28 protein-coding genes and 3 pseudogenes are annotated in these 25,555 nt (G+C 41.5%); 14 read left to right on the forward strand and 17 right to left on the reverse strand.

Going from position 1 to position 25,555, the window contains the following annotated elements:
* Positions 1–37: 37 nt before the first annotated feature.
* Entirely contained in the window at positions 38–961 is a 924-nt protein-coding gene (locus HUN04_12445) for an Abi family protein (GenBank protein ID WDP90459.1), read from the forward strand.
* Between the two features lie 300 nt (positions 962–1,261).
* A pseudogene (locus tag HUN04_12450) lies at positions 1,262–1,594 on the forward strand (site-specific integrase).
* A gap of 310 nt (positions 1,595–1,904) precedes the next feature.
* On the opposite strand, the gene HUN04_12455 reads toward HUN04_12450, so the two are convergent.
* The 3 genes from HUN04_12455 to HUN04_12465 are packed head-to-tail and all read right to left on the reverse strand — an operon-like array spanning position 1,905 to position 4,308.
* Positions 1,905–2,123, reverse strand: coding sequence for a hypothetical protein (locus HUN04_12455; GenBank protein WDP90460.1), 219 nt, complete (start codon positions 2,121–2,123; stop codon positions 1,905–1,907).
* Positions 2,123–2,872, reverse strand: a complete 750-nt coding sequence (locus tag HUN04_12460) for an ATP-binding protein (protein ID WDP90461.1) — start codon at positions 2,870–2,872, stop codon at positions 2,123–2,125. The genes HUN04_12455 and HUN04_12460 overlap by 1 nt, the downstream gene beginning before the upstream one ends.
* Positions 2,869–4,308 carry an IS21 family transposase gene (locus tag HUN04_12465; protein ID WDP93274.1) on the reverse strand — a complete coding sequence of 480 codons (1,440 nt, stop codon included), beginning with the start codon at positions 4,306–4,308 and terminating at the stop codon, positions 2,869–2,871. The genes HUN04_12460 and HUN04_12465 overlap by 4 nt, the downstream gene beginning before the upstream one ends.
* Before the next feature lie 146 nt (positions 4,309–4,454).
* On the opposite strand from HUN04_12465, the pseudogene HUN04_12470 reads away from it, so the two are divergent.
* From HUN04_12470 to HUN04_12480, 3 genes and pseudogenes are all read left to right on the forward strand, one after another.
* Positions 4,455–4,736 (forward strand): annotated as a pseudogene (locus tag HUN04_12470) (tyrosine-type recombinase/integrase).
* Positions 4,737–4,902: 166 nt separating this feature from the next.
* Positions 4,903–5,664: a protein phosphatase 2C domain-containing protein gene (locus HUN04_12475; protein ID WDP90462.1), complete on the forward strand. Its 762-nt coding sequence runs from the start codon at positions 4,903–4,905 to the stop codon at positions 5,662–5,664.
* On the forward strand, positions 5,657–6,328 hold the full coding sequence (locus HUN04_12480) for a hypothetical protein (protein ID WDP90463.1): 672 nt from the start codon (positions 5,657–5,659) through the stop codon (positions 6,326–6,328). The genes HUN04_12475 and HUN04_12480 overlap by 8 nt, the downstream gene beginning before the upstream one ends.
* On the opposite strand, the gene HUN04_12485 is transcribed toward HUN04_12480, so the two are convergent.
* Both HUN04_12485 and HUN04_12490 read right to left on the reverse strand, forming a co-directional pair.
* Complete coding sequence (locus HUN04_12485) at positions 6,312–7,493, reverse strand: hypothetical protein (protein ID WDP90464.1); 1,182 nt, start codon at positions 7,491–7,493, stop codon at positions 6,312–6,314. The two genes, HUN04_12480 and HUN04_12485, sit on opposite strands and share 17 nt — an antisense overlap.
* Positions 7,490–8,284 carry a protein kinase gene (locus tag HUN04_12490; protein WDP90465.1) on the reverse strand — a complete coding sequence of 265 codons (795 nt, stop codon included), beginning with the start codon at positions 8,282–8,284 and terminating at the stop codon, positions 7,490–7,492. Before HUN04_12490 ends, HUN04_12485 begins: the two co-directional genes overlap by 4 nt.
* A 419-nt stretch (positions 8,285–8,703) precedes the next feature.
* On the opposite strand from HUN04_12490, the gene HUN04_12495 reads away from it, so the two are divergent.
* Complete coding sequence (locus tag HUN04_12495) at positions 8,704–9,339, forward strand: hypothetical protein (GenBank protein WDP90466.1); 636 nt, start codon at positions 8,704–8,706, stop codon at positions 9,337–9,339.
* Positions 9,340–9,906: 567 nt separating this feature from the next.
* Positions 9,907–11,042, forward strand: a pseudogene (locus HUN04_12500) (IS3 family transposase).
* A gap of 94 nt (positions 11,043–11,136) precedes the next feature.
* Here HUN04_12500 and HUN04_12505 read toward each other — a convergent pair.
* The 9 genes from HUN04_12505 to HUN04_12545 form a co-directional block, all read right to left on the reverse strand.
* Positions 11,137–11,391: a hypothetical protein gene (locus HUN04_12505; GenBank protein ID WDP90467.1), complete on the reverse strand. Its 255-nt coding sequence runs from the start codon at positions 11,389–11,391 to the stop codon at positions 11,137–11,139.
* Positions 11,392–11,408: 17 nt separating this feature from the next.
* Entirely contained in the window at positions 11,409–11,807 is a 399-nt protein-coding gene (gene vapC / locus HUN04_12510) for a tRNA(fMet)-specific endonuclease VapC (protein WDP90468.1), read from the reverse strand.
* Positions 11,807–12,040: an antitoxin gene (locus tag HUN04_12515; protein WDP90469.1), complete on the reverse strand. Its 234-nt coding sequence runs from the start codon at positions 12,038–12,040 to the stop codon at positions 11,807–11,809. Before HUN04_12515 ends, vapC begins: the two co-directional genes overlap by 1 nt.
* Positions 12,041–12,215: 175 nt before the next feature.
* A complete protein-coding gene (locus tag HUN04_12520) occupies positions 12,216–12,806 on the reverse strand; it encodes a recombinase family protein (protein WDP90470.1) in 591 nt (196 codons plus the stop codon).
* 767 nt (positions 12,807–13,573) lie between these two features.
* Positions 13,574–13,870, reverse strand: a complete 297-nt coding sequence (locus HUN04_12525) for a hypothetical protein (protein ID WDP90471.1) — start codon at positions 13,868–13,870, stop codon at positions 13,574–13,576.
* Positions 13,871–13,892: 22 nt separating this feature from the next.
* Positions 13,893–14,192 carry a hypothetical protein gene (locus HUN04_12530; protein ID WDP90472.1) on the reverse strand — a complete coding sequence of 100 codons (300 nt, stop codon included), beginning with the start codon at positions 14,190–14,192 and terminating at the stop codon, positions 13,893–13,895.
* Positions 14,189–14,665 carry a hypothetical protein gene (locus tag HUN04_12535; protein ID WDP90473.1) on the reverse strand — a complete coding sequence of 159 codons (477 nt, stop codon included), beginning with the start codon at positions 14,663–14,665 and terminating at the stop codon, positions 14,189–14,191. The genes HUN04_12530 and HUN04_12535 overlap by 4 nt, the downstream gene beginning before the upstream one ends.
* A gap of 496 nt (positions 14,666–15,161) precedes the next feature.
* Complete coding sequence (gene trbL / locus HUN04_12540; protein ID WDP90474.1) at positions 15,162–16,391, reverse strand: P-type conjugative transfer protein TrbL; 1,230 nt, start codon at positions 16,389–16,391, stop codon at positions 15,162–15,164.
* Between the two features lie 3 nt (positions 16,392–16,394).
* The gene (locus tag HUN04_12545; protein ID WDP90475.1) at positions 16,395–17,120 is read right to left on the reverse strand and encodes a hypothetical protein; all 726 of its coding nucleotides are present in this window, start codon (positions 17,118–17,120) and stop codon (positions 16,395–16,397) included.
* A 1,124-nt stretch (positions 17,121–18,244) separates the two neighbouring features.
* Here HUN04_12545 and HUN04_12550 point away from each other — a divergent pair.
* The 7 genes from HUN04_12550 to HUN04_12580 all read left to right on the forward strand — a co-directional run bounded on the left by HUN04_12550 (position 18,245) and on the right by HUN04_12580 (position 22,727).
* The gene (locus HUN04_12550) at positions 18,245–18,490 is read left to right on the forward strand and encodes a hypothetical protein (protein WDP90476.1); all 246 of its coding nucleotides are present in this window, start codon (positions 18,245–18,247) and stop codon (positions 18,488–18,490) included.
* A 46-nt stretch (positions 18,491–18,536) separates the two neighbouring features.
* Complete coding sequence (locus HUN04_12555; GenBank protein WDP90477.1) at positions 18,537–18,848, forward strand: hypothetical protein; 312 nt, start codon at positions 18,537–18,539, stop codon at positions 18,846–18,848.
* Positions 18,849–18,861: 13 nt separating this feature from the next.
* Positions 18,862–19,821 (forward strand): site-specific integrase, encoded by a 960-nt coding sequence (locus tag HUN04_12560; GenBank protein WDP90478.1) that lies wholly within the window; start codon positions 18,862–18,864, stop codon positions 19,819–19,821.
* Positions 19,822–20,359: 538 nt separating this feature from the next.
* Positions 20,360–20,773: a hypothetical protein gene (locus HUN04_12565; GenBank protein ID WDP93275.1), complete on the forward strand. Its 414-nt coding sequence runs from the start codon at positions 20,360–20,362 to the stop codon at positions 20,771–20,773.
* 10 nt (positions 20,774–20,783) lie between these two features.
* Entirely contained in the window at positions 20,784–21,290 is a 507-nt protein-coding gene (locus HUN04_12570; protein WDP90479.1) for a hypothetical protein, read from the forward strand.
* Between the two features lie 324 nt (positions 21,291–21,614).
* Positions 21,615–21,971: a hypothetical protein gene (locus tag HUN04_12575; GenBank protein WDP90480.1), complete on the forward strand. Its 357-nt coding sequence runs from the start codon at positions 21,615–21,617 to the stop codon at positions 21,969–21,971.
* An 84-nt stretch (positions 21,972–22,055) separates the two neighbouring features.
* On the forward strand, positions 22,056–22,727 hold the full coding sequence (locus tag HUN04_12580; GenBank protein ID WDP90481.1) for a hypothetical protein: 672 nt from the start codon (positions 22,056–22,058) through the stop codon (positions 22,725–22,727).
* Positions 22,728–22,895: 168 nt separating this feature from the next.
* Here HUN04_12580 and HUN04_12585 read toward each other — a convergent pair whose 3' ends face one another.
* From HUN04_12585 to HUN04_12595, 3 genes are all read right to left on the reverse strand, one after another.
* Positions 22,896–23,375, reverse strand: coding sequence for a universal stress protein (locus HUN04_12585; protein WDP90482.1), 480 nt, complete (start codon positions 23,373–23,375; stop codon positions 22,896–22,898).
* Between the two features lie 121 nt (positions 23,376–23,496).
* Positions 23,497–24,795, reverse strand: a complete 1,299-nt coding sequence (locus HUN04_12590) for a 4Fe-4S dicluster domain-containing protein (GenBank protein WDP90483.1) — start codon at positions 24,793–24,795, stop codon at positions 23,497–23,499.
* 82 nt (positions 24,796–24,877) lie between these two features.
* Entirely contained in the window at positions 24,878–25,540 is a 663-nt protein-coding gene (locus tag HUN04_12595; GenBank protein WDP90484.1) for a peptidoglycan DD-metalloendopeptidase family protein, read from the reverse strand.
* Positions 25,541–25,555 lie beyond the last annotated feature (15 nt).

A 25,555-nucleotide genomic window follows, 5' to 3' on the forward strand; every position in this document is an offset into this window, starting at 1 on the left:
ATATCCATATTAAAGTTATTGGCTATCGCTCAATAAATTGACTTCTAAAATCCCATATAATAAAGTTCCTTACTCGAATAATCAGCTATTAGAACAATTAAAAAATCGAGGATTAGATATTAAAGATGTTGAAAAAGCAAATCGATATCTAAACTTTATTGGATATTATAGATTATCTGCATATTTTCTTCCTTATCAATATGAAAAAGATAAATTTCGAGACGGTGTTAAGTTCGATGATATTTTGAATCTCTATATTTTTGACCGAAAGTTAAAATTGGTCTTAATGGATGCTGTCGAAAGAATTGAGGTTGCTGTGAGGGCAGCAATCTCAAATTATATGAGCTTAAGAACTAATGATGCTCATTGGTTCTTAGATGAAACTCTCTTTGATAATTATTCACCTGATAAAGGGAAATCTTTCCAAAATTTTGAAGGGTATTTTCAATCTATATGCAGCAATATTGATAGGAATCGAGACGCTATTCCTATAGACCATTATTATTCGAAGTATTCTGATCCGGAATATCCCCCGGGATGGGTGGTGATGGAAGTTTTAACGCTTGGTCAGGTATCTAAAATTTATTCGATACTACAAACCAAGTATAAACGAAAAATTGCAAAAAAATTTAAAACCAGCTGGCAGATCCTGGAAGCAATCTTATTATCATTAACCGTAATCAGAAATAAAAGTGCCCATCATCAAAGAGTCTGGAATGTTAAAATATCATATCCGCCGGCTCAAACTGTTTTAAAAAATGTTGTACCTCAGTATACTGGCCCTCCGAATTCACCATGTGTTGCTTATTTTATGATATGGTTTCTTATAAATCGAATAAATAATGATTCTACTTGGGCGATAAAATTATGTGAGCAGCTTTTTGAATTGGACGAATCCCTTTCCCATAAAATTGGTTTGGAACCTAATGATATATATAATATTCTTCTGGAACAATCTTGATAGAATTTTTGGTTCCAGTAAAGATATTATTTAACATGAAAGCGCGACTACTCTATCTCCGCAAAAACTGGATGTTCAATCTGTGAACACCCAGTTTTTGAATTTTAGGCAAGAAAACTCCCACCTCTTCGAATCTTAACTTTTGACAAAAAGTTAAGATTCGTCAACTTGCAAAAGCACCTCTGTTCATGATGGTTTTCGCTGTTTTGGCAATAAAACATCTCCCAACTCCCATTTTAAATCTTAAGTTATATGTGTTAAAATGTTTATAACTTAAGATTTGACGATAAAGGAAAAGCAATGGAGAAAGGACAGAATTTCAATCATCCAAAGAAGGGGTCAAGAATCGAGGTGGAGCCGATCCGGCGAGAGAAAGATATTAAAGCAATCATTCAACTTCTCTCCGGATCCCCAAGAGACCTTTTGCTTTTTGTGATGGGAATAAACAACGGTATCCGCTCTGGAGACCTTCTCCAAATTAAGGTAGGAGATGTTCGTTACCTGAAGCCTGGTCAAGTTCATCAGATCACCGAGAGCAAAACGAAAAAAAAGAATGTGGTAGTTATAAATAAATCTGTCCGGAAGGCGCTAAATAACTTTTTTTTAAGTAGCACCCGAGAAATAGAAGATCACCATTTGATCAACGACAAATATTTTTTTCCTTCAACGACAATTAAAACTCCCGTTCCCCAACCTGCGTAACCATTTAATTTCATTAAAAAATACTTGCAAAACAATTCTGATTATGTTTTTTAAGACCATCCTTCCGGAGGATAAGGCTATGCTGGAGAGCAACCTGAGCGCCGAGAAGGTGACTGAAGTATGAGGGGCCGTATTTTCCACGTACGGCCTTTCGCTTTTTGCTCTCATACTTTGGTCTATAATGCGCTAAACTCCGGGGGTTTGGGGGCTGGCCCCCATTATAATCCGGTAAAAAGTCCTTTTAATTACCATCACAAAACCCGGTTCTTCCATGGGTTAAGCCCTCTATCGATAGTATCCGTCCGATAGTGCTTGCTGACGGCATTGGTTCAATATTTTCCGCTTCCATCTCCTTGCTGATAGCACCGGCACCGCAGTTCAGGCCTCGATTGTATAAATCCAGTCGGATCATTTTAATAATCTCAACAATCTCCTGCCTGGTATATCTGGTCTCGATCATTATTCGGCCTCCATTTTAGCCTGTTCCATGCGATAGCTTTCCACATTCAATTCAAGGATGATACTGTGATGAACGAGTCTGTCGATGGCTGCTGCCGTTGTCATAGGGTCCTTAAAAATCTGTTCCCACTTAGAGAACGGAAGATTGCTCGTGATCATCAGGCTGCCCTGTTCATACCGTTCCGCCAAAAAGGTAAACAGCACTTCCATTTCTCCCCGGCTTTGTTGGACATACCCAATGTCATCTATAATCACAGCATCAAACCTGGAGAGGGATTTGAGTTTTTTGGTTAGCTCAAGATCCCTTTTGGCAATCAGCAGATCCTGGACGAGCTGACTGCATGAGATAAAAAGAACCTGCTTACCCTTTGCAATTAATTCATGGCCAATGGCACAGAGCAGATGGGTTTTCCCGCTACCCGGATTACCAAAGGCCAGGATGTTTTCACAGCGCTCTAAAAAAGCGCCGTTGACCAGGACACTTAAATGATTGGCAACCTTTAAGGGGAGGCGCTTTTTATCAAAATTCTCAAATGTCTTGGAAGATGGCAACTTGGATGCCCTCAGGTTACGTGATATCCGGTTCTGCCAGCGGACTTCGCATTCGAGACTCAACAATTGTAAGAGGTACTTTTCATATCCCCATGCCTCCGCCCTGGCCTGATCCGCCATTTCTTCATAACTGCGGCGCATGGTCGGCATATGGAGGCTTTTAAGATTGGTGTCTATCTGATCCCGATCATTGATCATGCCGCCACCCCCTTGAGCAATTGGTCATAACGAGTCAAATCAACTGCCTGGATATGAACATCATCCGGCCTGCTGACAGAGGCGTTGGACTCAATAAGGCGTTTAACAGCCTCTTTGCTGATTTCCTGATCCTCGTTTATTAGAACCATCAGGGCGCTGTCTACTGCCACCTCGCTTGTCTTTGCTGCCAGGTATAATATTTTCAGATACCTTGCTGCTGAGCTTTTAACGGTATAACGCTTTCTTAAATGATCGTAGGCAATCCGGAACCGGCTGGTGGGGAACATGGCATTACGATAACGATAATTTTCAAATGCCCCCGGTTTTTTGACCAGGCTGTCAATGATATGCCGGTAATTGATTTTATATTTGCCCTCACCCCGCAACCTTGGCAAAGTATCGACCTTTCTCTGGCCGTACCAGACCTCCAGGCATTCCATGTAGAGGCGGACCTGGATATTTTCTCCTATGAGCCTGCTGTCTACAGAGTAAACGTTGTGATTGACCCGAATGGTACTGCTGGGACCAACCTTTAAATCCATCTTTTTACATGCATCAAGCCGGCGTTTGGGCAACCGGTGTAGGAGATCCAGTTCTTGTGTAAACCGTTTCCTACGACCGGCATTTAGCTGTGCGAACAGTTTGGCCAGGAACAAGTCATATTCTTCCCGGTCTTTAAAATCCCGGTGTCCTCTCAGCATCAGGGCCTGGTCAACGGCTTTTTTGAACCGATAATTGCGCTGCTCCACGTCTCCATTTTCATTGGGGCTGGCAGGGTTAGTTTTGCAAGGAATGATACCGTAATGGTCAACAAGATCCTGATACCTGCTGGTGAACTCCTCAGGGTGACTTACCTTGTTAACAGCGGATGTCAGACAATCGGTGCGATGTTGCTGCGGCACACCACCAAGTTCCCATAGGGCATTTTGCAGGCCCTGGCTCAGGCTTTCGAAACTCTCTGAAAAACAGACTGTACCTGTCTCCCAATTGGAATAGGTCAAAACAAAATGGTAGATCAGGTGGTCAAAAGGGACGCCGCCTATAGTGACGCCCAGTTTATCCATGTGGGTGAAGTCTGACTGGCATAATTCGCCAGGCTTATGAATTTGAGCAAAAAAGATTTCTTTGGGCGGCCCCTCTGTAGCACGCCATTGCTTTATTCTCCGTTGCAGGGTCCGTAATTGTCCATCGGCGAACCGGCCGGGGTGTCTGCGTTGCAAATCCTCAAACAGTGTCTTGGCCTCCAGACCTGGATTTATGGTCAACATGCCTTTGATACCATCCCAGGTCTCCTCAAACGGATCTTTGCGTGTGCGCCATGTATGATCCGTTTTGAGTTCACTCGGCAACTTCCCGTGTTCACGGTACTTTCGAGCTGTTTTTTCATCCATTCCAGCTTTCATTGCTGCTATCCCGAAACTCTTCTCTGACTGAATCAACTTGAACAACCTCCTCACTTGCTGGTCCGTTACCATCCAAATCTCTCCTTCTGTTCAATTTGGATGTTTCTACCATTTTTTTTGATTCTTAAATTTCGGGAATTTTAATTGTCGTTTGGCGGGAATTATAAATGACGCTGATCAACCATTATTTGTTCCGGAGCCGGAAAGGTGAGAATGCACCTCTCTCAGTCCAGGCAGTGCATGGACTTATAAAAAAATGGACGCAGACTATTAACCTGAAGGGTAATTACGGAACACACTCTTTAAGAAAGACTTGGGGATATCAACAACGGACAAAGTATGGTGTGGGTTTTGATGTGATCGCTAAACGCTATAACCATTCAGATCCTAAGACCACCATGCTATATTTGGGGATTGAGGACAAAGAGGTCCATAGCATTTTGATGAATGAAATCGGATGACCCCAAAATGTCCAAAGTATTATATATATGTACACAAAGAACATAATATTTACACGAGAATCATAACATATTGTGACGTTTCGTATGAAACGTCAGAAAAATTAGCCGCGCCTAAAGCTATAATTTTTCTATAGAATAATTATGTTATTGAGAGAAGGCCTTTTAGATGATAACTGTTCATGATAAAGGCTACAGTGAATATTATGACCACCAGAAAGCAAAATCTCAAATAATGCAAAGTAGATTTTTACAATATATATGTGATTCCATTAAAGGAAGAACTCGAACTCATAATAAAGATGGGATTATCTCTGCATATGGAAAGAACTACCATATCTTAGGTGTACTTGATGGGGTGAGCTCTGCCAAAGGAGCTCTAAAAGCAGTAAAATACTCAGTTTCATATATTGGTAAAAATCACTCAAGCTATGCGTACGATGAATCTTTCGATTTAGCAGGATTGATAAGGGATTTAAACCAAAGATTATTAACAGCGAATCTTATTGATCCTTACCTGACATGTAGTTTAGTTTTTATACCTAATCAACCCTCACAAAAAATTAAATTCTTAAATTTAGGGGACTCAAGGATATATTCTATCTCTAAACAGTATATATTCCAACTTACCGCAGATGATTCTGATCCAATTAATAAAAATATTTTAACGAAATATTTAGGGTCAAAGCAGCTAATAAATGAAGACATTAACGAATCAGAACTCCCTGTAGGAAGCGAATCTCAGAACCTTTTGATATGTACAGATGGTTTTTATTCTGTTATGGAGAGTAGCGAATACAAGCTAAGAGAATTGCATAGATTATCGAACTTGAAACACTCATATTACATCAAAAAAGGTATAAAAAAATTGATCGTTGGTTCAAATAATGATGACGCAACGTACCTATTAGCGAGGTGGTCGCATGTTTGAATCAGAAAAACAGTTAGTTGATGAAATTTTATTCTTTCTACAGTCCCCTTTAGCGACTGAGGTTCCTATTGATTTACAAAGTGATCATCAAGTTCTATTACAAGAAGTTAATCTTGGGTATGGGATTGCAGATATAGTTCTGACGCATACTAAAGACTCTATTGTGAAAAGAGACTTCTTTCTAAATTTGATTGAAATCAAGCTACTCAAAATTGTTAATAAACACCCTGGAATTAGAATCAAGGATATTTCGGACAGAACAAGACTCCGTAGAAAAAAAATCCTTAGTTCTCTTAAAGGTCTTAGCAACTTAAACTTGATTCTTACTAAGGGGGATGCAGTATACCCCCAAGAAGAGTATGTCCGAACAGTGACAAAAACTATTGCAATTGAAGCTAAGTTAACAAACTGGAAGAGAGCCTTAAAACAGGCATATAGGTACAAATGGTTTTCTCATAAGTCTTTTGTATGTCTACCACTCAATAGGGTAAACCCAGCGCTTAAAAACATTGAAAGCTTTCAGCGAATGGGAGTTGGCTTGATCGGTTGTTGTGAAAAAAACGGCATTCAAATGCTCTATAATCATGAAAGCGAAGAACCGATAAGTGATGAGATGGCCATTCTACTTAATGAAAAAGTTCTAAACACTATGCATGCATCTTAATTATCGAATCCCAAGCCCCGAGATGGTAGTCACTACTCTCATCATTTAAAAATACTCTATGTTTTGTTTCCAATGTTGCATATAGATTTCGAGCGGCATCAATACGCTTCTGCAAGAATTTAACCCTTTTCCGAATCGATTTTTGACCGCTTATATCTTGATACAATCTTGAAATAGCCAGTAGATAGTTCTTGTGCACATCCGGTTTGTGAGTATTCCAAGGAAAGTCATCCTTCAATATGATATCAGAAAAAATGTTTTTATCATTGGCTATTAAATCCAAACACTTTCTACGTCTTAGGTTCTTCAACTCCTGTGCCCGGATAAAATTAAGTAGTTTTTCAGAAAAATACCAACCTTGGGAAGGACCACCAGCAATAATTTCAGTATATCTTTGAATATTGAAATTACGAAGATTTTCATATGTGCCAATGGTTATACAATCAATGTTACAGAGAGTAGCAAATATTAAAGCATCCCAATTGGCGTAGCCATAAACCGTCTTAAAGCCCTGTTTATTAAGTACATTAAAAGTTTTTATAAGATTTTCATAATAATCATAATCTATACTTACTTTCTTCTTATATTCGGGCTTTGCATCACAAACTATGTAATACCCATCAAAAGCAATTGGCATATCTGTCAAAGCTTGCAATAAATCTTCAACATAATCTTCATCAATGATGGCATCATTACTAAATGGGACTGTCATATAATACCTATGGTCCCCGTTTTGTTTTTTCCTTTTAATGATAATTTTATTAATTTTTCTTAAGTACGTTAAGTATTGATCGAGATCCGATAGTTCGTGATAGAATACAGGGACTATGATGTCTTTAATAGACAAGGTCTCTTGATATCTAATCGCCTTTTCTATCAGTTCAGTCCCAGAAATCATTGTTGAGTCTGTTGGCTCTAAATTGATGGGATTGAAAGGGTATGTGTGTAGCTTTCCATTCTCTGTTGTTCGTTTACTTCCATAAAATTGAAGATCAATCATTGATCTATCCATATATTCACTGGGACCATACTTACTCACACCTGTTTCGATCTTGCCATAAGGGAAACTGTAGGCACAAAAAACAAAACCATCTCCTATTCCATTTTCAAAATAGGCATCTAACGCCCATTTATGATTATGCCCGAGCTGATGATATATCTTCATGAGACAAAAGACTCCTTTAATAAAGTGACATTTCTTGGTCGAACGGAAACGTCGAAATTCAGTGTCTGCTCAAAAAAAACATTCAAAGAACAATTCTCAACTGTAGGATAGGTTAAATCTTGTTCAACCATTCTTGCGATGACATCATCTCGGTTATCTCCAAAAGGAAGCGTTTGATAGTACAGACAATAAGCCATAACACCCAAAGAAAAAAAGTCGGTTCGATAGGATATGTGCCTTTTATTTCCTAATAATTGCTCCGGTGCAGCGAACATCCAGGTATTAGGCTGAACACCTGTATCAGTAATAGTTGTGAGACTGGGATCTTTGAATATTCCAAAATCTAAAACGACAGGTAGGCCCTCCGGTGTAATGATTATATTTAATGGTTTTAAGTCCCGGTGCGTTTTACCTTCATTCCAAATTGGTTCCATTATATCAGCTATATCGCAGACCAATTTTGATATGAGGCTTGAGGATTCTCTGTAATCTGAAATTATGTCCTGGAGACAGTTGCCTTTGATGTATTCTTCGACAACGATAGTTTCGTTTTTTTCATTTATTACATCAAGTATTTTCGGGATACCATTGAGGGCCGCATTCTCCTTGTAGAACTCCAACTCTCGTTCTTCTCTTCTCCCAAAACCATACTTAAACATTTTTATGGCACATTTTACATCTCCACATGTTGCAATAAATACATATTTCTGCCCCCCATCAAATGTTTTATGCACCTTAGTTACATTAAGCAACTTTTTTGTGGATTCTTTCATGGATATGATTGGCGGCATCGAATCTCCAAGGAAAAAAGAGTTATAAATATCCTGATCATGCCTTTCATGGATCTGAACGAAACACAATGGGCATTATTGTTATCAAGGATAAAATCGAATAACAATGTTTAATTTTCCCTATTCTGCTCTACGTAACCAAGAAGCCTTTAAACCAAATAGAAGAAGGACGCCGAGCAAGCTCTTAAACCCTTGTATTATAAGTCCTTCAAGCCTCCCTTATTACAATTTGACTCAGACATTATAAAAAAGGGAAAAATTGTTTGATTACCTCAGCATATGCGTCGTGGAAATAAGTGGTCCTTTGAAAAACCACCCCAAATGATACATTACCAATGGTTTTGATCTATTTTTCGTGTATAGTCTGATCCAGGTTTATATAAATAGCTTATGGTTCTTTAAAAGGTAAAAAATCGAATATGGATAATAATCGTTCAACACCTTCCTGGTTCTTTGACTCTGCAATTTTGATAACCACGATTACCGCCATTTTATTCATTATTGGATACTTGCATGAAGTACCATTTCTGGAGAAATTTGGTTTAAGCAACGAGGAGCTACTGCCTTCTAGTACACAATTCATTTCTATTGGGTTTAAATATATATATACAAAATATTTCACACATTTTTTTGTTTTAACCTCTCTGCTGATGGTATTTTCAATTACGATTTTATCAGTTCAAGATCTTCTGTTTCATTGGTTTAAAAACAAACTAAAAATCCAAGAAACTATTAAAACTATAAAAATACTGTTTCGCATGTTTCTTTTTACAATCCCCTTATTTATGTTTCTGTTTTCTTACCGGGTTTTAAAGGATGGGGCTAATGAATTTGCAGAATATCAAAATGTGCCTCAACAAAAGACTTTTGACCTTCTATACACCCCCAAATACCCAAACGGATTAAAAGGGAAAGTAATAAGATATTATGGAAATAAGATTGCTTTTTTTGATGTTAAACAAAAAATTGCTATTGTAGTCCCAGATTCACAAATTATTGAACTCAAATATTCTGTCAGATCCAACATGCTAAAAACTAAAGTTGAAAGCAAATAAAAGAAGACTGGGGATTCTTTGCGAACTTTCTTGTACGAAGTTTGATTATAAATTTCGATCCGAGAGTATAGACCTTGCTATGTTTTAATGGTCACAGATTGTGACCTTATAGCTTTTCCTAAGCCGAAGTATATATGAACCCAGATTCTGCATCCGATATCAGATACAGTAAAATTTCTGTTCAAAAATGAGAAAATACTTCCTTGAAGTAAAATGGCATGAAATTTTTTATGAGATCGAAAGCTCAGAGATCGATATTGAGCAGGCAATATAGTTTTCTGATGACCACCAGACGCATTTATCCATGGCTCACCTGGTAAATTCCATTTGATGTTAGGCCAAGTCCCTCATGGCCTGATAAAAAATTAGCCTCATCGGATGGTCACGCTTAATTTTTATCCACAGTTGGCGGCTTCGGACAACAATATTGGCTGGCAGATGAAGCTGAATCGCCTTTTTCCAGCAATTTTTCCATTTTTTCAGGAAAAATAAACCGTTCTCTGCGGTGGTCCCCAGAATCCGAACAATGTGCTAAGCTCTGATTCACTAACATGAAAGGAGTTGGCAATGACCACCAGAAAACGGAAACAGTTTTCACCTGAATTCAAAGCGAAAGTTGCGTTGGCTGCCCTGAAAAATGAAAAAACAGTAGCCGAGTTGGCAGCACAGTATGAAATCCATCCAACAATGATAAACACCTGGAAACGGAATCTACTTAACGGCGCCGCAGATGTATTCGATAAAAATCAGAATCAAAAAAAGCATATGGATACCAAAGTAGATGAGCTTTACCGCCAAATTGGCAGATTAAAGGTGGAAAACGATTTTTTGTCCAAAAAGCTCAACTTTTAAGTCGAACTGAACGTAAAAAAATGGTCGATTTCAATAATCCCCGGATCAGTATTGTTCAACAATGTAAGTTGCTTAAGGTAAGCCGGACCTCGGTATATTACCGTCCCCAAAAGGCTCGTAGCCTGGATCTTGAGCAGATGAGAGTGATTGATGAGCAATATTTGAAAACCCCGAATTATGGAAGTCGATCAATGCGTACCTTTCTTCAAAGGTTGGGCTATAAAATAAATCGTAAACGTGTCCAAAGGCTGATGAGGCAAATGGGATTGCGGGCCATATCTCCAAAGCCGAAAACGAGTAAGAAGCACCCAAGGCACAAGGTCTATCCCTATTTGCTTCGTAAACTGACAATAAACCGTCCCAATCAGGTTTGGTGTGCGGATATCACATACATTCCTCTTGCCAAAGGGTTTATGTATCTTGTGGCAATTATGGACTGGTATAGCCGGAAAGTATTATCCTGGAGGCTTTCCAACACCCTTGAGACAGCCTTCTGCATAGATGCCCTTGAGGATGCGATACATCAATATGGTTGTCCTGAAATATTCAATTCAGACCAGGGCAGCCAGTTCACCAGTGAGGCTTTCACTGGGGTCTTAAAGGAACATGCCATCCGGATCAGCATGGATGGCCGTGGGCGGTTTCGTGACAATATTTTCATTGAACGGCTATGGTGGACACTGAAGTATCACTATTTGTATTTAAGGGCTTTTGAAGGGGGCCTCAAGCTCCGCCAAGGACTGACACAATGGTTTCAGTACTACAACCGGGAACGCTTTCATCAGGCTCTGGAGAACTGGACACCGGATGAAATTTACTATAATAACCAAGAGCGAAAGGCGGTAGCATAAGGTTGCTGCTGGCTGTTTTTTACACGCCCTACGGGCGCATAAAAACCAGCCACCCACGGGAAACTTTTCGATTTTTAATTATTTTTTTTTAGAATCAGAGCTTATTCCAGCACCGTGGTTGTTCATACTCTGGGGTCCAGCGCACTCTATGCTCTTTAATGAATTGAATATCAACGGTTTCACCCGTTGGTGTATCGTTCTTATCAACAATTTCAGAATCAAAATTAACGATTTTAAATTCATCGTCCTGGTCTGCTTTTTTCTTGGCTGCATTGAAAGTCTTATGGCTGGAAATGATGCCGTAACCATCGCCGTAAGTATTCAGTTTGACAATATGATGGGTGAACATCGTTAAAATCCTTTATTTCAAATCCAATTTTCCAACCGTAAGCCCTCAACTCTTTCAAACTCACGCATATTATTAGTGACTAAAATCAAAGATTCGCTCCGGGCATGTCCGGCAATGTGTAAATCGTTCACCCCAATAGGTGTACCTTTCTTTTCCAGGTTTGCCCTGATATGCCCATAATGGGCAGCGGCATTATCATCATAAGACAAGACTTCCAGGCGGGATATAAAATCTTCAACTTTGCGTAGGTTGTGGGACACCATAGAGCTTTTTTCAACCCCGTGTAAGAGTTCAGCCAATGTAATTGAGCTTATGCACATTTGCCCTGCATGGGCATTAAAAACGTCTAAAACCTCAATAGGTCGCCGTTTAATCACATAAATAACGATGTTGGTATCCAGCATGTATTTCAGCATTAAAAGGTTTCCCTTTCGGATTGTTCTTGTGAAGCACGTTCCTGCATAAAATCATCCGTCACACCATCGTCAGCAAGAAAGAAACTATCCCATGTGTTTTCTACAGGGGAAAGCACCCGATCTTTGCCCACGATACGCACAACAACTTTCTTCACACCATCGGGGAATCTACTGTCAACCGGCAACCTTACCGCTTGGGTTCTATTATTTACAAAAACGGTCCCTGTTTCCATAATAAAAGCTCCTTATATTCAATTTGCTATATATGCAGAGTATATAGCAAAGGTGCGTATATAGCAAGGGTATATAGTATGTGTTTTTAAAAATATGCTCTACCCTCAGGCATTTAAAACCATCTTTCTTTTTTCTGCACCTACGGCCTTTAAATAAATTCCCCTTATTCTTTTTCTATAAATCTTCTATTTTTTTAGGAAAAATAAACCGTTCCCGGTGTTCTCTTAAATAATTATACATCGTTGTTTTTGATATTCCGAAAGTCTCACAAATTTCTTTGATGCTGTGTTTTCGGCTATTATAAAGCTCAACAATCATCTTTTTATCTTTTTCACTGTGCTTAGATGGCCTGCCACCATTTTTTCCCCTGGCCCTGGCTGCTGCAAGACCGGCTTTTGTCCTTTCGCTTATTAGATCCCGCTCAAACTCGGCCAGGGCGGCAAAAAGATGAAAAATCAATTTCCCGCTTGAATTGGTTGTATCTATAGATTCTTTTAAGCTCTTAAAGCCTATTTGCTTTTCCTGGAACCTCCCCACTAATTCAATTAAGTTTTTAAGGGAGCGGCCCAGGCGATCCAGTCGCCAAACCACAAGGGTATCCCCTTCCCTTAAAAAAGAAACGGCCTCTTTTATTCCTGGCCTGGCCGCAGCCACGCCGCTAACCTTATCTTGAAATATTTTTTCACAGCCGGCCTTTTTTAATTCATCTATCTGTAAATCTAAATTTTGCTCATGGGTTGAAACCCGGGCATAACCAATTTGCATAAAAGAACCTCAAAAAGTAAAAAAAACCATAAACCCCTTAATATTATTTGACCTTGTTTTTTGTACTGGTTTTCTTGACAAGAAACAATGCGAATTTATCAAGGGGCCGGCTTAATTTTAAACGGTACAGAAAAGGACCGTTTTTTGCTCATTTTCCCTAAGCCGCAATACCAGATGTTGAATAATCGGCCCCAGGCCCTGCTCGGTGCCGACTACTTTTATACATTTCACGTCAAGCATCGATCAAGCACCGATCATTGATGAACACTTGATTAGCTGCTTAATCCCCTGGCTACCCATTCCCCAGGTGCTGGGTACTGGGTAGATACTGGATACTGGGTCGATACTGGGTATCACAAATCATTAGATTTCAAAACCAAGGCATAGCCAAGCCAAAGCCAAGCCAAAGCTGAGCCAAAGCTGAGCCAGGCAAACACATTAAATTCCCTTGAAATTATGATTTAGATTGAATCGAAGAGCTCAAAATCCAGTATGCCAGTTGAATTTCAACAGCGTGATTTCATATTCGGCCCGGCCTACACTTAGCCATTTCTAGAGCCCCTAATTAGCTGATACTATCCGAAAGTCCGGGATTTGCCATTGTATAAAGAGTTTAAATTTTTGCTTTGTAATGATCCTACCTATCCACTACCCAGATAGTGTCTGTCTGGGTAGTGTCTACCTGGATAGGTATTGGGTATCCCAGATTCTTGATTCCAACAAAGAAGATTGTCTCTACCAATATTCTTTACCTTTCGGCTTGGCGTTTAACCACGCTTTATCCTCTTTGTTAGTTTTGTTGTTTTATGGTTCTTTAAGAGGGAATCCAGGCAATTATCGACTTTTTCAATAGTGTGCTCTGTTCGGGATACGGCTTCTATGACTTTCTCATGGGCAATGTCTAACAATTCCTGCTCTCCCACCGCCTTCTTATCTTGAGAAAGATCATTGATAGATTCTCTCTCCTGGGGTTGATCATCGTTCCTATCTTTTAAAAAATCATGATCTGATTTTTCATCTGATTCGAAAAAATCATTCCACGATTCTGGTTTCTTGTTATTCATGAAGAAAGCCTCAAATTAACTTTTAGTCTAACGTAATCTTTTGTTTTTCATCCCGGATTAAAAATTTATTTTGCACAAATCTGTCTTTTATCAAAGATTCACGTTCATTTTCATTATAGCTCCCAAAACCTTCCCACTCCATGTTGTTTTCTTCATTTTGGATTTCAAGTGCAGAGAGATACATGATTTCATCGTCTGCCAAATCCATTCTGGCCCATAGCTCAACCATGGAATAGTTGTCAAAACTCTTTAATGTTCGTTCCAGTGCTTCAACCTTAGCTTTGTAGCTCCTTTCAAGATCTGTCTGTGCTTTAATGCTCATAATTTTCTGACTACCTCCTCAACATCAAGAATTTTAAGTTCAAGGCTCTTTAGAATCTTATTGATTTCATTTTTATTACCTTTCAAATACTCCCTGCCTCCTTCATGGGCTCCTATGTCATTTACGTTGGGTGAAAGCCAGGCTTTTAATAAACCACCTATTCGGCCCAAATCCCCTCTAATCTTACAAACATCAAGAAAAAACTGAATATCGACCGTCGACTTAATCCGTTTTTTTAAACCAACTCGCCTTAAATATGTGCTTGGACGTAATGAGCAATTATTGGCCTGGAATAATATCATCTCTTTTTCATCATCAGAAACTCTTACTGGAATTATCTTTTTCCGCTGGCGTTTTTCTGACCTTTTCTTTTTCGTAGTATCATTCATTTTAACCTCGTTGAGCGGTAGCGAATAAGTTTGAAAAGGGGTGGCGGTAATACCGCCACATACCTTGCCCTCTATTTTTAACAAATCCGGTCTTTTTTCCTAAAATTAGTGTTCTTTTAACGAAAACCGTATTGAAATTAAGAAAAAGTATCGTTTTTAAGCATAAAGAATATTATATAACCCGCTATAAATACATGATATTTTCCAAATTCATTGTACTGTTTTATAATTCTTTTTATTGTAATCTATAACTTTTTATAGTGATTTGAAATTTTTCATAGTTTTTCTATAGTTAGTTATAAAAAGCTATAAATCACTATGAATCGCTATATGCTTTGCTATAAAAAAAGTATAAACCATTCTAAAAATCAAATTGAATGGGGCTTTGCCCCAAACCCCAAGGTTTATCGCTTTGGAAACAAAGCATGATAAATGTAATTTGAAACGATTGCATTTCCATAAAGAAATGAAAATGCAATCGCTCTTGATTCACAATTTTACCTTTTTAAACCTAATGTAAGCCTGGTGCGGCATTGCCCCTGTTCAACCTTTGCCTCATAGCTTTTTTCAACGCCTATCATTACTTTGCTCCTGGGATATTATTTAAGCTTGAAGATCCTGCATGCGGCATATTATTAAATTCCTGGGAGGGGGATCTTGTCTGCCCACCGCCCCCCTCGCCGCCAGGCTGCGACTGCTCTTGTTTCATTGACATCAAATTGGACATGGTGCCGCCCATCATGGACCGCTTCATGGCCGCTGGCTGACCAACATTATCCTTCATTGTTTGGTATGCAGCGCCGGCAATGTTGCTCATGGCCCCGCCCTGCATACCTCTGGCCGTTGCAGCAATCGCCCCGGCTTTAGCCGCCAGGGCGCCCGCGCCCAAGGTCGCCGATGCCACGGCAATGCCCGTGGATACGCCTTTTGCGACGATATCAATACCACCCCCGCCAAACTGCATACCAAAGACGATGCCGCTGATCATGCTCGGGATCTCCTTCATGATCACGAAAAGAAAGGCCAGGCCGATCAGCAGGGAAAAGGTGGTTTGCACCCCAAATTGTTCACTTGGAATGTTCGACCAAATCTTAAACAGGTTGAGGGACAAGCCGACAAGCATTTGTATGGCCATTAATTCCATGCCGGTGGCCACCACCATCTTGAGGTAATTTTTAGAAATATCCTCGGTCCATTTGGATCCTCCGAACCCCAAAGCGACAGTCCCGATGGCGATTGCCACATACGCTTTCACAATACTGAGCGTAAGCTGTGCGGCAATTAAAACACCGAACGCAAGCACGCCGAGAGCGCCAATGCCAATCATCCAGGTTTCCCCTTCAAAGACCTCAATTTTTTTGGTGGCCGTTATGAAAATATTATAGCACGTTTCTAAGATATTACTAGGGCTTATGCCCTTGACGCCGCCATAGGTAGAAGCGCCAATTTGCCGGAAAGAATCAATGATCCGGGTGGTAAGATCCCCACTATTACACAGTACCCACCACCAAAAACCGACAAAGAAAATAAACTTGATAAGTTCCCTTACAAAGTCGCCAATATCCCCATTTTGTAAGACCAACATGGTGGCTACCCAGGCAAAATTAACCCCTGCCAAAAGCCAGAATAGCCGGGAAGAAAAGGTCTTGATTTCATCTTCCCACTGGCTCGAAGCCTGTATGAATTGATCAAGGATTTGTTCGATAATATTATTTTTTGAGGGGGCTGCACTGGCCAGATCCGGGGCCACAATTTCAACAACAATGGCGCAGCAAACGATAATCAGGATAACGGATAGAGTCTTTTTCATGGATTAATACGCCTTATTGTCGTCTAAATTAATATCTTCGCCCACATCCCTGAAAAGCCATCTGGTGTTCTTTTCCTTATATTCCTTGTCCATTTGTTGGGTGGCCATGTAGGTGTTTTGGGTTTTGACCTGGGCAGCGGTCAGGGATTTAAGCTCCACAAGCTTCGTCACCAATTGGGCGTTGATTTCATTGCCGGCCTGGATCGCGGCCTTTTGGCCCTCGACCGTCCGGGACTTCTCTATCAAAGCACCCAGGAGCTTGGCGTCGGTATCCACATTGGCCATGCTGAGATCCGCTTGGTTCAGCGAGGCCTCACATATTTTAACCACGGCATCCGTCCACTCCGAATGCTGTTTGGAATATGATTCGCCGTCCATCAGGACGGTGTAATCCGGGTACATGCCCTTAAAATATTCATCTGCCATGCCCATCTGATGGCTTACGCCAAATGCCTGCTTAATAACATTTTGCAGGTCTAAAAGGGTGGCTTGAGGGTTGGAAATGCCCCCGATTCCAAGGGTTTTCATGTTTTTGAGCATGGCCATATACATATTCAACTGGTGTTGGGTCTGCATTGCCTGTTCAATCTGTGATTGAACCAGTTGCACATTATTCGCAAGCTGCGTGATTTCCAGGGCGCCGCCTGTCATGCCACCACCGGCATAAACGTTCGAAGCAAAAATCATAAATGTAATAGCCATACCCACTATACCTTTATTCAGTGTCATTTTTTCTCCTTAGGCTTCAAGTTTTTTACGGTTTGTGTATTCCGCGAAAATCCAAATGTCATCCATCGAATCACCGGCATTTTTGCGTACTTGAGATGCTATTAAAGAACTGATTACAAACTGCTTGGAACATCCGGGGCAGATAAACATAAGTAAATTACAACATGGGCACTCGAACAACTCCGTCTCGTCGAAACCCGCTCTGTGTCCACAATCACAAATTAACTGTTTTGATTGAACATCAATCTTGGACAAAAGATACATGTGAATTTTCTCCTTCCTATTAAATGTGTTGTCCAGGGTTCTAAACCCTGGCTCTGTCCGAGCAGGACACCCAAAGGGCTTTGCCCGTTATAAAAAAATTTTCTCCTGAACCCGCTTTCCCAAAGGAATTGAAGGAAGCCAGGGGTCAAGAAAAAAATGGGAGGGACCCTCTGGGAGGAACCGTTTTTTTTCTTGATGCCTGGTTTTCTTCAATCCAAATTAGCGGGTTTTTCAGGAGAAAAATTAGAATCCGTCCCCCGAAGCAGAGCGTAGGGGGCCTTTTATGTTTGATAAAATTGCAACCTCTCGATTATTAAGTAGAAAAAGACAAAATCTATCAATTTGCAAATAAAGAATTTCTTATTTTTTGTAAACTATTAAATAAAGGATTTCTTACTTTTTGTAAAAAATTAAGTAAAGAATCTCTGATAAAATAATGTGTCTAAAACTTTAAAGGATTCCTGATATCAATAATTTACACCTTGACATCCATAGGGAACCCAATCTATAAATTACTCATCGTCTATAACTTTGGAGGCATATATGTCAATAAAAAACAAGAGACCTTATAAAATCTATTTAACACCCGGTAATGTTAATTTATTGCGAACGTATCTAAGCTCGGGGCGTGGTAAGGGCGGACTTTCGGGTTTTTTAGATAGGATAATTAGTATTGTGGCCCAAGATATTAAAAACAATAAAAATATCTTAGAATTCAAACGAATTACAAGAATATTAACAAATCATTTAAACTAATTGCGATAATTGGGGGAGCGCTGAAACTGGACGAAGCTAATATCAAATTAATTGCGGAAAGAATTTCTGAACGTTTGTTGTTTTCTCAGAACTGGCCAAGATGGATGAAACTTAAAGTTGCTATGAAATATTCGGGATATGGGAGGATGCAATTATTAACTCTTGTAGCTCAAAAAGAGATAATGGGCTGTCAAGATCCGGACTCTAAAAGAGGAGATTGGATTTTTGATAAAAACTCCATAGATGAATATCGATTATCACATTTTAATGACGATGAAAGGCAGAGAGCCTTGTCAATTTTAAAATTAGTATTGTGGTCCAAGATACTAAAAACAATAAAAACGCCTTAGAATTCAAACGAATTACAAGAATATTAACAAATCATTTGAGCTAATTGTGAAGATTGGGGGAGCGCTAAAACTGGACGAAACTAATATCAAATTAATTGCGAAAGAAATTTCTGAACATTTGCTGTTTTCTAAGAATTGGCCAAGATGGATGAAACTTAAACTTGCTATGGAATATTCGGGATATGGGAGGTTGCAATTGTTAAATCTTGCAATTCAAAAAGAGATAGTAGGCTATCAAGATCCGGACTCTAAAAGAGGAGATTGGGTTTTTGATAAGAACTCCATAGATGAATATCGATTATCACATTTTAATAACGATGAAAGCCAGATAGCATTGTCAATTTTAAAATCACTGTAATTTGATGCCGCCAATGAGATTATATACACAACGAGGAATTTATTACATTGAGTTTTCAGGAGGCCAAAGAAGAAGCCTCCAGACTAGAGAGGCTAGAGAGGCAAAAAGGATTTTCAATGAAATCAAACGAGAACAGTTACGTGGAAACTTCATTAAGTTAAACACCAAATCCGGAATAAGCCTATCGGAATTTAAAGAAATCTATATCAATGACCCCGAAAGATCGGATTTGTCTTCTGAAACGTTAAGAAGTGATGAATTTGCCCTGCGGAATCTTATCGAAGCCATAGGGGATATCAGACTGCAGAACATAAATAAAGGCCATATAATCACATTTAAGCAATCATGCTTGTCCCGTGGAAATAAACCAATTTCGGTGAATTCATACCTTCGACGTATTAAAGCGGCATTAAACTATGCTGTTGAAAATGAATACATGGATAAACCCCCTATGATTAAGCAAATAAAAATTAGCAAAAAAACGCCCAGATTCATATCTCCTGATGATATTGATAAAATAATCAGCAGAGCCACTCAAAAAAAGCCAGAAATGGCCCGTATAATCATTTTTGCATTAAACACAGGGGCAAGGAGAGAAGAAATTATAAAATGCAAGTATGAGCACATTAAAAACGGTTCTATCAAACTTTTTGGAAAGGGTAATAAGGAACGGTTGGTACCACTGATCTCGAATGCCAAAAAAGTACTAAAAAACAAAGATGTTGGAAAAATCTTCACCTACAAACATAAGTCGACCATTTCAAACTATTACAGAGAGATCACCAGGGCGGCTGGAGTAAAATCAAGATTTCATGATTTAAGGCATACTGCAGCCACCCACATGCTGTCCAAGGGCATGTCTATTGTCGCTGTTCAAAAGGTGCTGGGCCATTCAGATATTAGAACGACACAGACATATGCCGATGTGTTACAAACGGTGCTCAAAAAAGAGATGGAAAAACTTGAAAAATGATATGGAGTATTCGAAAAACAAACTATATATTTTCCGCCTCAAATCCGCCTCACCTGCTTATAACCCACTGTAATTGTTTGACAGGGGTGCTACCTCGTAATGATCAAGTCAGCGGTTCGACTCCGCTCACCGGCTCCAAATACCAACCTCCCCCTAACTGTTTAATCGCCCCTAAAACAGTACGTTTCTGCAAGAAAAATGCAGAATTTTAAGCCCAAAACAACCGTAAATAGGACTTCTTTTCGAGCTGAAGGATTGCATGAAACCTGAAATAGCCTGGGCCAACGTCCGGCTTGCCTCCTGGAATGAGCCGCAGGTGCCAGGGGAACCTTTTGGCATATTTTAATTCATAATTTTTGCCGTTGGATATATAGGGACTTTCCTATTGAAATTTATTATATTGCCTTGACTTTATATTAAGCAAATGAGATTCAGGGGCTCAGTTATATTTAAATCTCAGAGTTCTATCTGATAATTCAAGGAGACTTCTATGAAATCATCTATAAAAAGATTAACGCTACTTTTACTCTCTGTAAGCATGTTCGGCTGTGTGTCAGCATCCCAACACCAACAAAGCTTACATTCTACCAATGAAAAAGAAATGACCGTTGGTATTGTTCAAAAAGAAATCAAAAAAGGGATGAGCCAAGCAGATGTGGCTACTGCTTTAGGTTCTCCCAATATTGTTACAAAAGATGGAAATGGCAAAGAAACATGGATCTATGACAAAATTGCCACAGAAGCATCATATTCCAATAGCAGCAGCAGTGTTGGAGGAGCTGCTGGTGGAGGTGGCGTTGCCGGAAGTGTTCTGTTGCTGGGATTGCTAAGTGGCAACCATTCACAATCGGCCGGAGCATACAGCTCTACTCAGAAGACACTAACAGTCGTCATCAAATATGATGATAATGGCTTGGTAGACGATTTCTCATATCATTCAAGTAAATTTTAAGGGTGGTATTATGAAAAAACTGTCGATATTCTCTGTTTCATTGCTCCTCATCTTTCTATTTACTGGCTGTGTTTCCAAACAAGCAAAACCCCAAAAATCTCAATTGCAAATCAGATCATTTCAAACAAAAACCTTTCAGACAACAGATATAAAACTGGCTATGAAAGCCATGTTAAATGTTTTGCAAGATGACGGCTTTATCGTTAAAAATGCAGTTTTGGATTTGGGGTTGTTGTCAGCAGAAAAAACGATTGATGTTGAAGACAAAACAGAAGCAGCTTGGGCAACATTCTGGTTAGGCCCTAATGCCGTTTATAAAAAAGCATCAATTATTGAATGTACGGCGAATGTAAGTGAATTAATAGATACAGTCAAAGTAAGGGCCAATTTCCAATTGAAAATGTTCAATAATAAAGGCGGCATTATAAAAGTTGAGCAGATTGATGACGAAAAATATTACAAAGACTTCTTTATGAAGGTAGACAAGGGTATGTTTTTGCAGAAAGAAAAAATATAGCAAACTATTTGTCTAACTGAAACTCAGCCATACTTCAAAAGAACAGGGCCAGCAACGGCCCTGTTTCTTATTTGTGCTTTGCCATAACCTTGAAAATAAGGTTCCCCTGATTGACACCCCTCTTTTACATATGTTAATTTTTTAAAGATTAAGAGAACTCTCCGCCTCATCTGAAAAAGCACCAGTCTCCTCATAGCGTTAATTCTAAACTTAAATTTCACAGCCGCCTCATGGTGAATAAATTTTATTTCTTAATTAACCCTCGGCAAAAAAACATTTTGCCGGAACAGTTTAGAAAGCGAAAACGAATAAGGAGAATCCGTCATGAAAAAAATATTCTATTTAAGTATCATAGCCGTGGTTACTATGGTTTATTTGTTTTTTCAAAATTATTATATCGCGCAAATGCCAGCACCAGATAAGCCTGACCACGGCGTTCCGGAAGCGTATGAAATGACCACAGAAATGCCGGCACCGGACTATCCTGCTATGCCGGTTCCAGCGCCGGATAATCCGACACCAGGCATTCCGGAGGCCTATGAACCTGACGGCATTATGCCAGCACCGGACCAACCCGATGAAATAGACGAGATGCCGACGTGGGATAATCCCATACCCGAGCCCGCTGAACCCTATCAACTTGAAAAAATGCCGGCACCGGACAACCCTGAGGATCAATGATCCTGATGCCCTCAAACTCCCATCGTCCCCCTTTTTTCAAATAGATCAGGAGCCGATCCCACATCAAATCCAAAAGGCCCAACGATGAAAAACGGAATCGATAAAGAAATTGAAGACACCAAGAAAGGAATCAATGTATTAGGGATATTGGTAGAACGGAAAACAGATATCCTTGCTTTTACGGCCTTTTTGATTTCCATCGGGAGTTTAATCCTGCAAACGGTAAATCTGATTAAGGGCCCGGATGTCAGGCTTGAGCCTCCGAAGCAAGTCCTATTAGTCTCTGAAAAATACCCTGATAAAAAGAACTATTTGCGAATTTCCGCCAAGCTTATCTATCTGAACCAAGGAAGTCCGGGGTATGATGACATAACGAAATCGGAGCAAGCATTTTTTATGTTAGGGGGCAAAAGGATAGAACTCACAGGTCAGGAGTATGTTGAATCGGGGTTTGTTGATAACAGATTCAAAGTCAAAAAAATATCAGATGCGGACCCTGTACAGATAAAATCAGGTGGGGTGGTCGTTCACGAGACCTATTTTGTACCATGGCCGTCAAAAACCGGGGCGCCTTCATCAAACTTCATAGAATTTTCCGAGTTTTTAAAAGAACTGCGACAACAGCCTGAACTCCGGATCACCTTTATTGCGAAGACCTTTAGCGGAACACTGAACAAAGCGACCTGCAAATTATCAACAAAAGAGTTTATCCATCATTTAGAGACAAAGCACTGGTCCGCACCGACATGTAAATAAAAAGCAGGATTGTCTTTGAAACGCGGTTAAAAAGGAGCACTCATCCGGCCAATTTGCAAAAACACTGAGGCCGGCCAACTTCTGCCGCCTCTCAACCTTGCCCGATTTCAGGCGGAATAGAGATTCCCGGCCGGATACCGGGAATCCACTCTGGGGGATCGCCGCAGGCTACTTCGCCACCGGCACGATCAGTACGGGGATGCGCGACCTTCGCAGGACGCGTTTGGCCACTGAGCCAAGGAAGGTATGGGTCACCCCTTTCTCATGGGCGCCCATAACGATCAGGTCGGCTTCCATTTTTTTGGAAACCTTCAGGATTTCAGCCTCGGGGTACCCCCTGACGACTTTTATGGTAAGGCGTTTGGGATCGACCGGCGCCTCACCCGGTTCGGAAAAGCAGAGCTTTTTCACCCGGGTTTCCATTTCTGCGATGGCGCCTTTCCCGCGCTGGGCCATGATCTCATCCTTGTTTTTGCCCAGGTAGGAGGCAAAGGCCAGTATGGCATCCTGGGACGGTTCCTCCATGACGTGAAGGCAGGTGATATGGGCATTGTGCTGGTTTGCGATAAAAGCGGCATACTGGAAAAAACGGGGGGAGACCTTTGACAGGTCGGTGGCATAAAGTATCTTGTTAATCTGATGGGTCATGGGTATTCCTTAAAAAAATAAACACTCGAAACGGGTATGATTCGTTGATTTATAGGGCAGTTGTGACCAACTGTCGCCAAGCAGGGCGAGTATACTATTTATCAAATCCCGCCTCAGTTCGTCAAGGCATGGTCCTGTTTCGCCCTTCAAAATAGCGGATCAGCACTTCCAGGTAACGGGACCGGATCTGGGTATTGGCCAGGGCCTGCTTCACCGGCGGCAGGCGCAGGATGGCCCCCAGGACAGCGGCCAGCGCCCTGTGGCTGAGCAGGACACGGTTATCAAAAATCAAATGCTGAAGGGTCCCCCTTTCGACGGCCATGGCCACTGTCCGCCGTGTGGTATCCAATGGGGTGATCACCCGTTTGCCCAGGGGAACCAGTTCCACGGCGCCGGCAGGACAATTCCGGACACAGAGACCGCAGCCCAGGCAGATATCCGGGTTAAGCCGGGCGCTCTTCTTTTTCAGATGGTCCGGATCGTTGGCCGACACCAGGGACATGGCTTCCACAGGGCATATGTCCACGCATTTGCCGCATCCGGTGCACTCCGCCTCAATGATCCGGGGAAGGAAATTGGAGGTATGGACCGGATGAAGACGGGAGAACTTCCGGGCCGCGATCATGGCTTCGCAGCAGCAGCCGCAGCAATTACAGATAAAATTAACCCGTTCCCTGACATTTTCGCCGAACTGAACCAGGTTGGCTTCATAGGCCCTGGCCAGGAGTTCCAGGCCTTCGGACACCTCCACCCTGCGGGCATGGCCGTATTTTATCAACGACCTTGCCGATGTATTGAATGTCATGCAGATATCCGTGGGAGCCCCGCAGGCCCTGCCCACATGGGACATCTTATGGCGGCAGTAGCAGGTGGAAATTCCCATGTGGGACGCTGTTTTAATGACCTGGGTGGCCCGTTCATAGTCCAATACATGAACGGCATTGGCTTCGGACAACACCGGCTCATGGACAAATACCCGGCCAAGTTGGGTCTCTCCCCGGGTAAACAGATCCCTGACGAAATCATCTTCCACATTCAGGTATTGGTAAAAGAGTTCGCTGAGGACTTTCTGGTCCACATCACGCCGGACCCGCATGAGCGAAAATTCAAAAAAACCGGCCATGGGCGGGGGCAGGACATACTGGGTGGTGCCGTGAAGGTCAATATCCACAAGGATGGCCCGGGAGGCCAGACGTTCCAGGATGACTTCCGCACGGACCGGGGATATCTTCCAGATGGCTGCGGCCTGTTCCGCGGTAAAGGGTTTGAGGGGCAGGTCCGCAACCAGGCCGGCCTCTTCTTCTGAAAAGAGCATGGCAAGGATCCGGTTCAAGAGCGTTGATGGCGGGGCACCCTGGGGGAACCGGTTCAAGCGGGCCACAAGTTGTGAATACCCCTGGCGGGTAAGATGATGTGCCATAGGTCAACTCCTTTGAGTTTACATATGTACATCGGCAATTATATGCCCCGGCACCGGGCCGGGGCAAGAAAAAAGTTAGGCGCTACCGCCTGAACAGGGACAGGGGGGAGGGACAGATATTGTCCATCACGGCCAGGTCCCCTGCGCTGCAATACCCCTTGGACACCCATCCGTCCTCATATCCCCTTTGGGTAATGACCTGGAGATGGGTGTGGTAAAACCAGTTCCCGTTTTCATGGAAGTCACCGATGCGGGCAAAGGGTTCGCCGGCGTTGAAGGCGGTTCCCGGTTCAGGCAGGGCTTCCCTGTTCAAATGGCCGTAGAGGCTGTAAAAGCTCTCGAAATGCGGACTGTCGTGGCGGAGCAGAACATTTCCCCCGTAATTCCCTTCTCCCGCTTCATACCCGCTTTCAGCCACCACAGCATCCAGGGGGGCGTGGAGGGGGGTGTCCAGTGGCACGATAATGTCCAGGCCCAAATGGTAATACCGTTTTTCCTCCCGCATCTGGGGGTAGTGGTTCAGGATGGTCTCACGGTCTTCCAGGTAAGAAGCCAGCCCCCATGAGAACCGCCCCTTCATTTCCCTGTCCAGCCACGCCTGAAAGGCCCGCTGATCAAGGATGTCCACCGCTTCGAACACCGGCGACCCTCCGGAGAGGTTCACAATAAAGGGATCGCCCGACAGCCCCTTGAATACAGGCTGTACCTCTAATTTTTCACTGAATGCCACATAGGGATATTTCATTTACTCGCCTTTCCG

The organism is Desulfobacter sp. (genome assembly GCA_028768525.1).
Taxonomy (GTDB): Bacteria; Desulfobacterota; Desulfobacteria; order Desulfobacterales; family Desulfobacteraceae; genus Desulfobacter.

Bases quoted from the DNA above. Each gene is read 5' to 3' on its own strand.
- HUN04_12455 (WDP90460.1), bottom strand. From the start codon at position 2,123: ATGATCGAGACCAGATATACCAGGCAGGAGATTGTTGAGATTATTAAA.
- HUN04_12460 (WDP90461.1), bottom strand. From the start codon at position 2,872: ATGATCAATGATCGGGATCAGATAGACACCAATCTTAAAAGCCTCCAT.
- HUN04_12475 (WDP90462.1), top strand. From the start codon at position 4,903: ATGATAACTGTTCATGATAAAGGCTACAGTGAATATTATGACCACCAG.
- HUN04_12480 (WDP90463.1), top strand. From the start codon at position 5,657: ATGTTTGAATCAGAAAAACAGTTAGTTGATGAAATTTTATTCTTTCTA.
- HUN04_12485 (WDP90464.1), bottom strand. From the start codon at position 7,493: ATGAAGATATATCATCAGCTCGGGCATAATCATAAATGGGCGTTAGAT.
- HUN04_12490 (WDP90465.1), bottom strand. From the start codon at position 8,284: ATGCCGCCAATCATATCCATGAAAGAATCCACAAAAAAGTTGCTTAAT.
- HUN04_12495 (WDP90466.1), top strand. From the start codon at position 8,704: ATGGATAATAATCGTTCAACACCTTCCTGGTTCTTTGACTCTGCAATT.
- HUN04_12505 (WDP90467.1), bottom strand. From the start codon at position 11,391: ATGTTCACCCATCATATTGTCAAACTGAATACTTACGGCGATGGTTAC.
- vapC (WDP90468.1), bottom strand. From the start codon at position 11,807: ATGCTGAAATACATGCTGGATACCAACATCGTTATTTATGTGATTAAA.
- HUN04_12515 (WDP90469.1), bottom strand. From the start codon at position 12,040: ATGGAAACAGGGACCGTTTTTGTAAATAATAGAACCCAAGCGGTAAGG.
- HUN04_12520 (WDP90470.1), bottom strand. From the start codon at position 12,806: ATGCAAATTGGTTATGCCCGGGTTTCAACCCATGAGCAAAATTTAGAT.
- HUN04_12525 (WDP90471.1), bottom strand. From the start codon at position 13,870: ATGAATAACAAGAAACCAGAATCGTGGAATGATTTTTTCGAATCAGAT.
- HUN04_12530 (WDP90472.1), bottom strand. From the start codon at position 14,192: ATGAGCATTAAAGCACAGACAGATCTTGAAAGGAGCTACAAAGCTAAG.
- trbL (WDP90474.1), bottom strand. From the start codon at position 16,391: ATGAAAAAGACTCTATCCGTTATCCTGATTATCGTTTGCTGCGCCATT.
- HUN04_12545 (WDP90475.1), bottom strand. From the start codon at position 17,120: ATGACACTGAATAAAGGTATAGTGGGTATGGCTATTACATTTATGATT.
- HUN04_12550 (WDP90476.1), top strand. From the start codon at position 18,245: ATGAAACTTAAAGTTGCTATGAAATATTCGGGATATGGGAGGATGCAA.
- HUN04_12560 (WDP90478.1), top strand. From the start codon at position 18,862: ATGAGATTATATACACAACGAGGAATTTATTACATTGAGTTTTCAGGA.
- HUN04_12565 (WDP93275.1), top strand. From the start codon at position 20,360: ATGTTCGGCTGTGTGTCAGCATCCCAACACCAACAAAGCTTACATTCT.
- HUN04_12570 (WDP90479.1), top strand. From the start codon at position 20,784: ATGAAAAAACTGTCGATATTCTCTGTTTCATTGCTCCTCATCTTTCTA.
- HUN04_12575 (WDP90480.1), top strand. From the start codon at position 21,615: ATGAAAAAAATATTCTATTTAAGTATCATAGCCGTGGTTACTATGGTT.
- HUN04_12580 (WDP90481.1), top strand. From the start codon at position 22,056: ATGAAAAACGGAATCGATAAAGAAATTGAAGACACCAAGAAAGGAATC.
- HUN04_12585 (WDP90482.1), bottom strand. From the start codon at position 23,375: ATGACCCATCAGATTAACAAGATACTTTATGCCACCGACCTGTCAAAG.
- HUN04_12590 (WDP90483.1), bottom strand. From the start codon at position 24,795: ATGGCACATCATCTTACCCGCCAGGGGTATTCACAACTTGTGGCCCGC.
- HUN04_12595 (WDP90484.1), bottom strand. From the start codon at position 25,540: ATGAAATATCCCTATGTGGCATTCAGTGAAAAATTAGAGGTACAGCCT.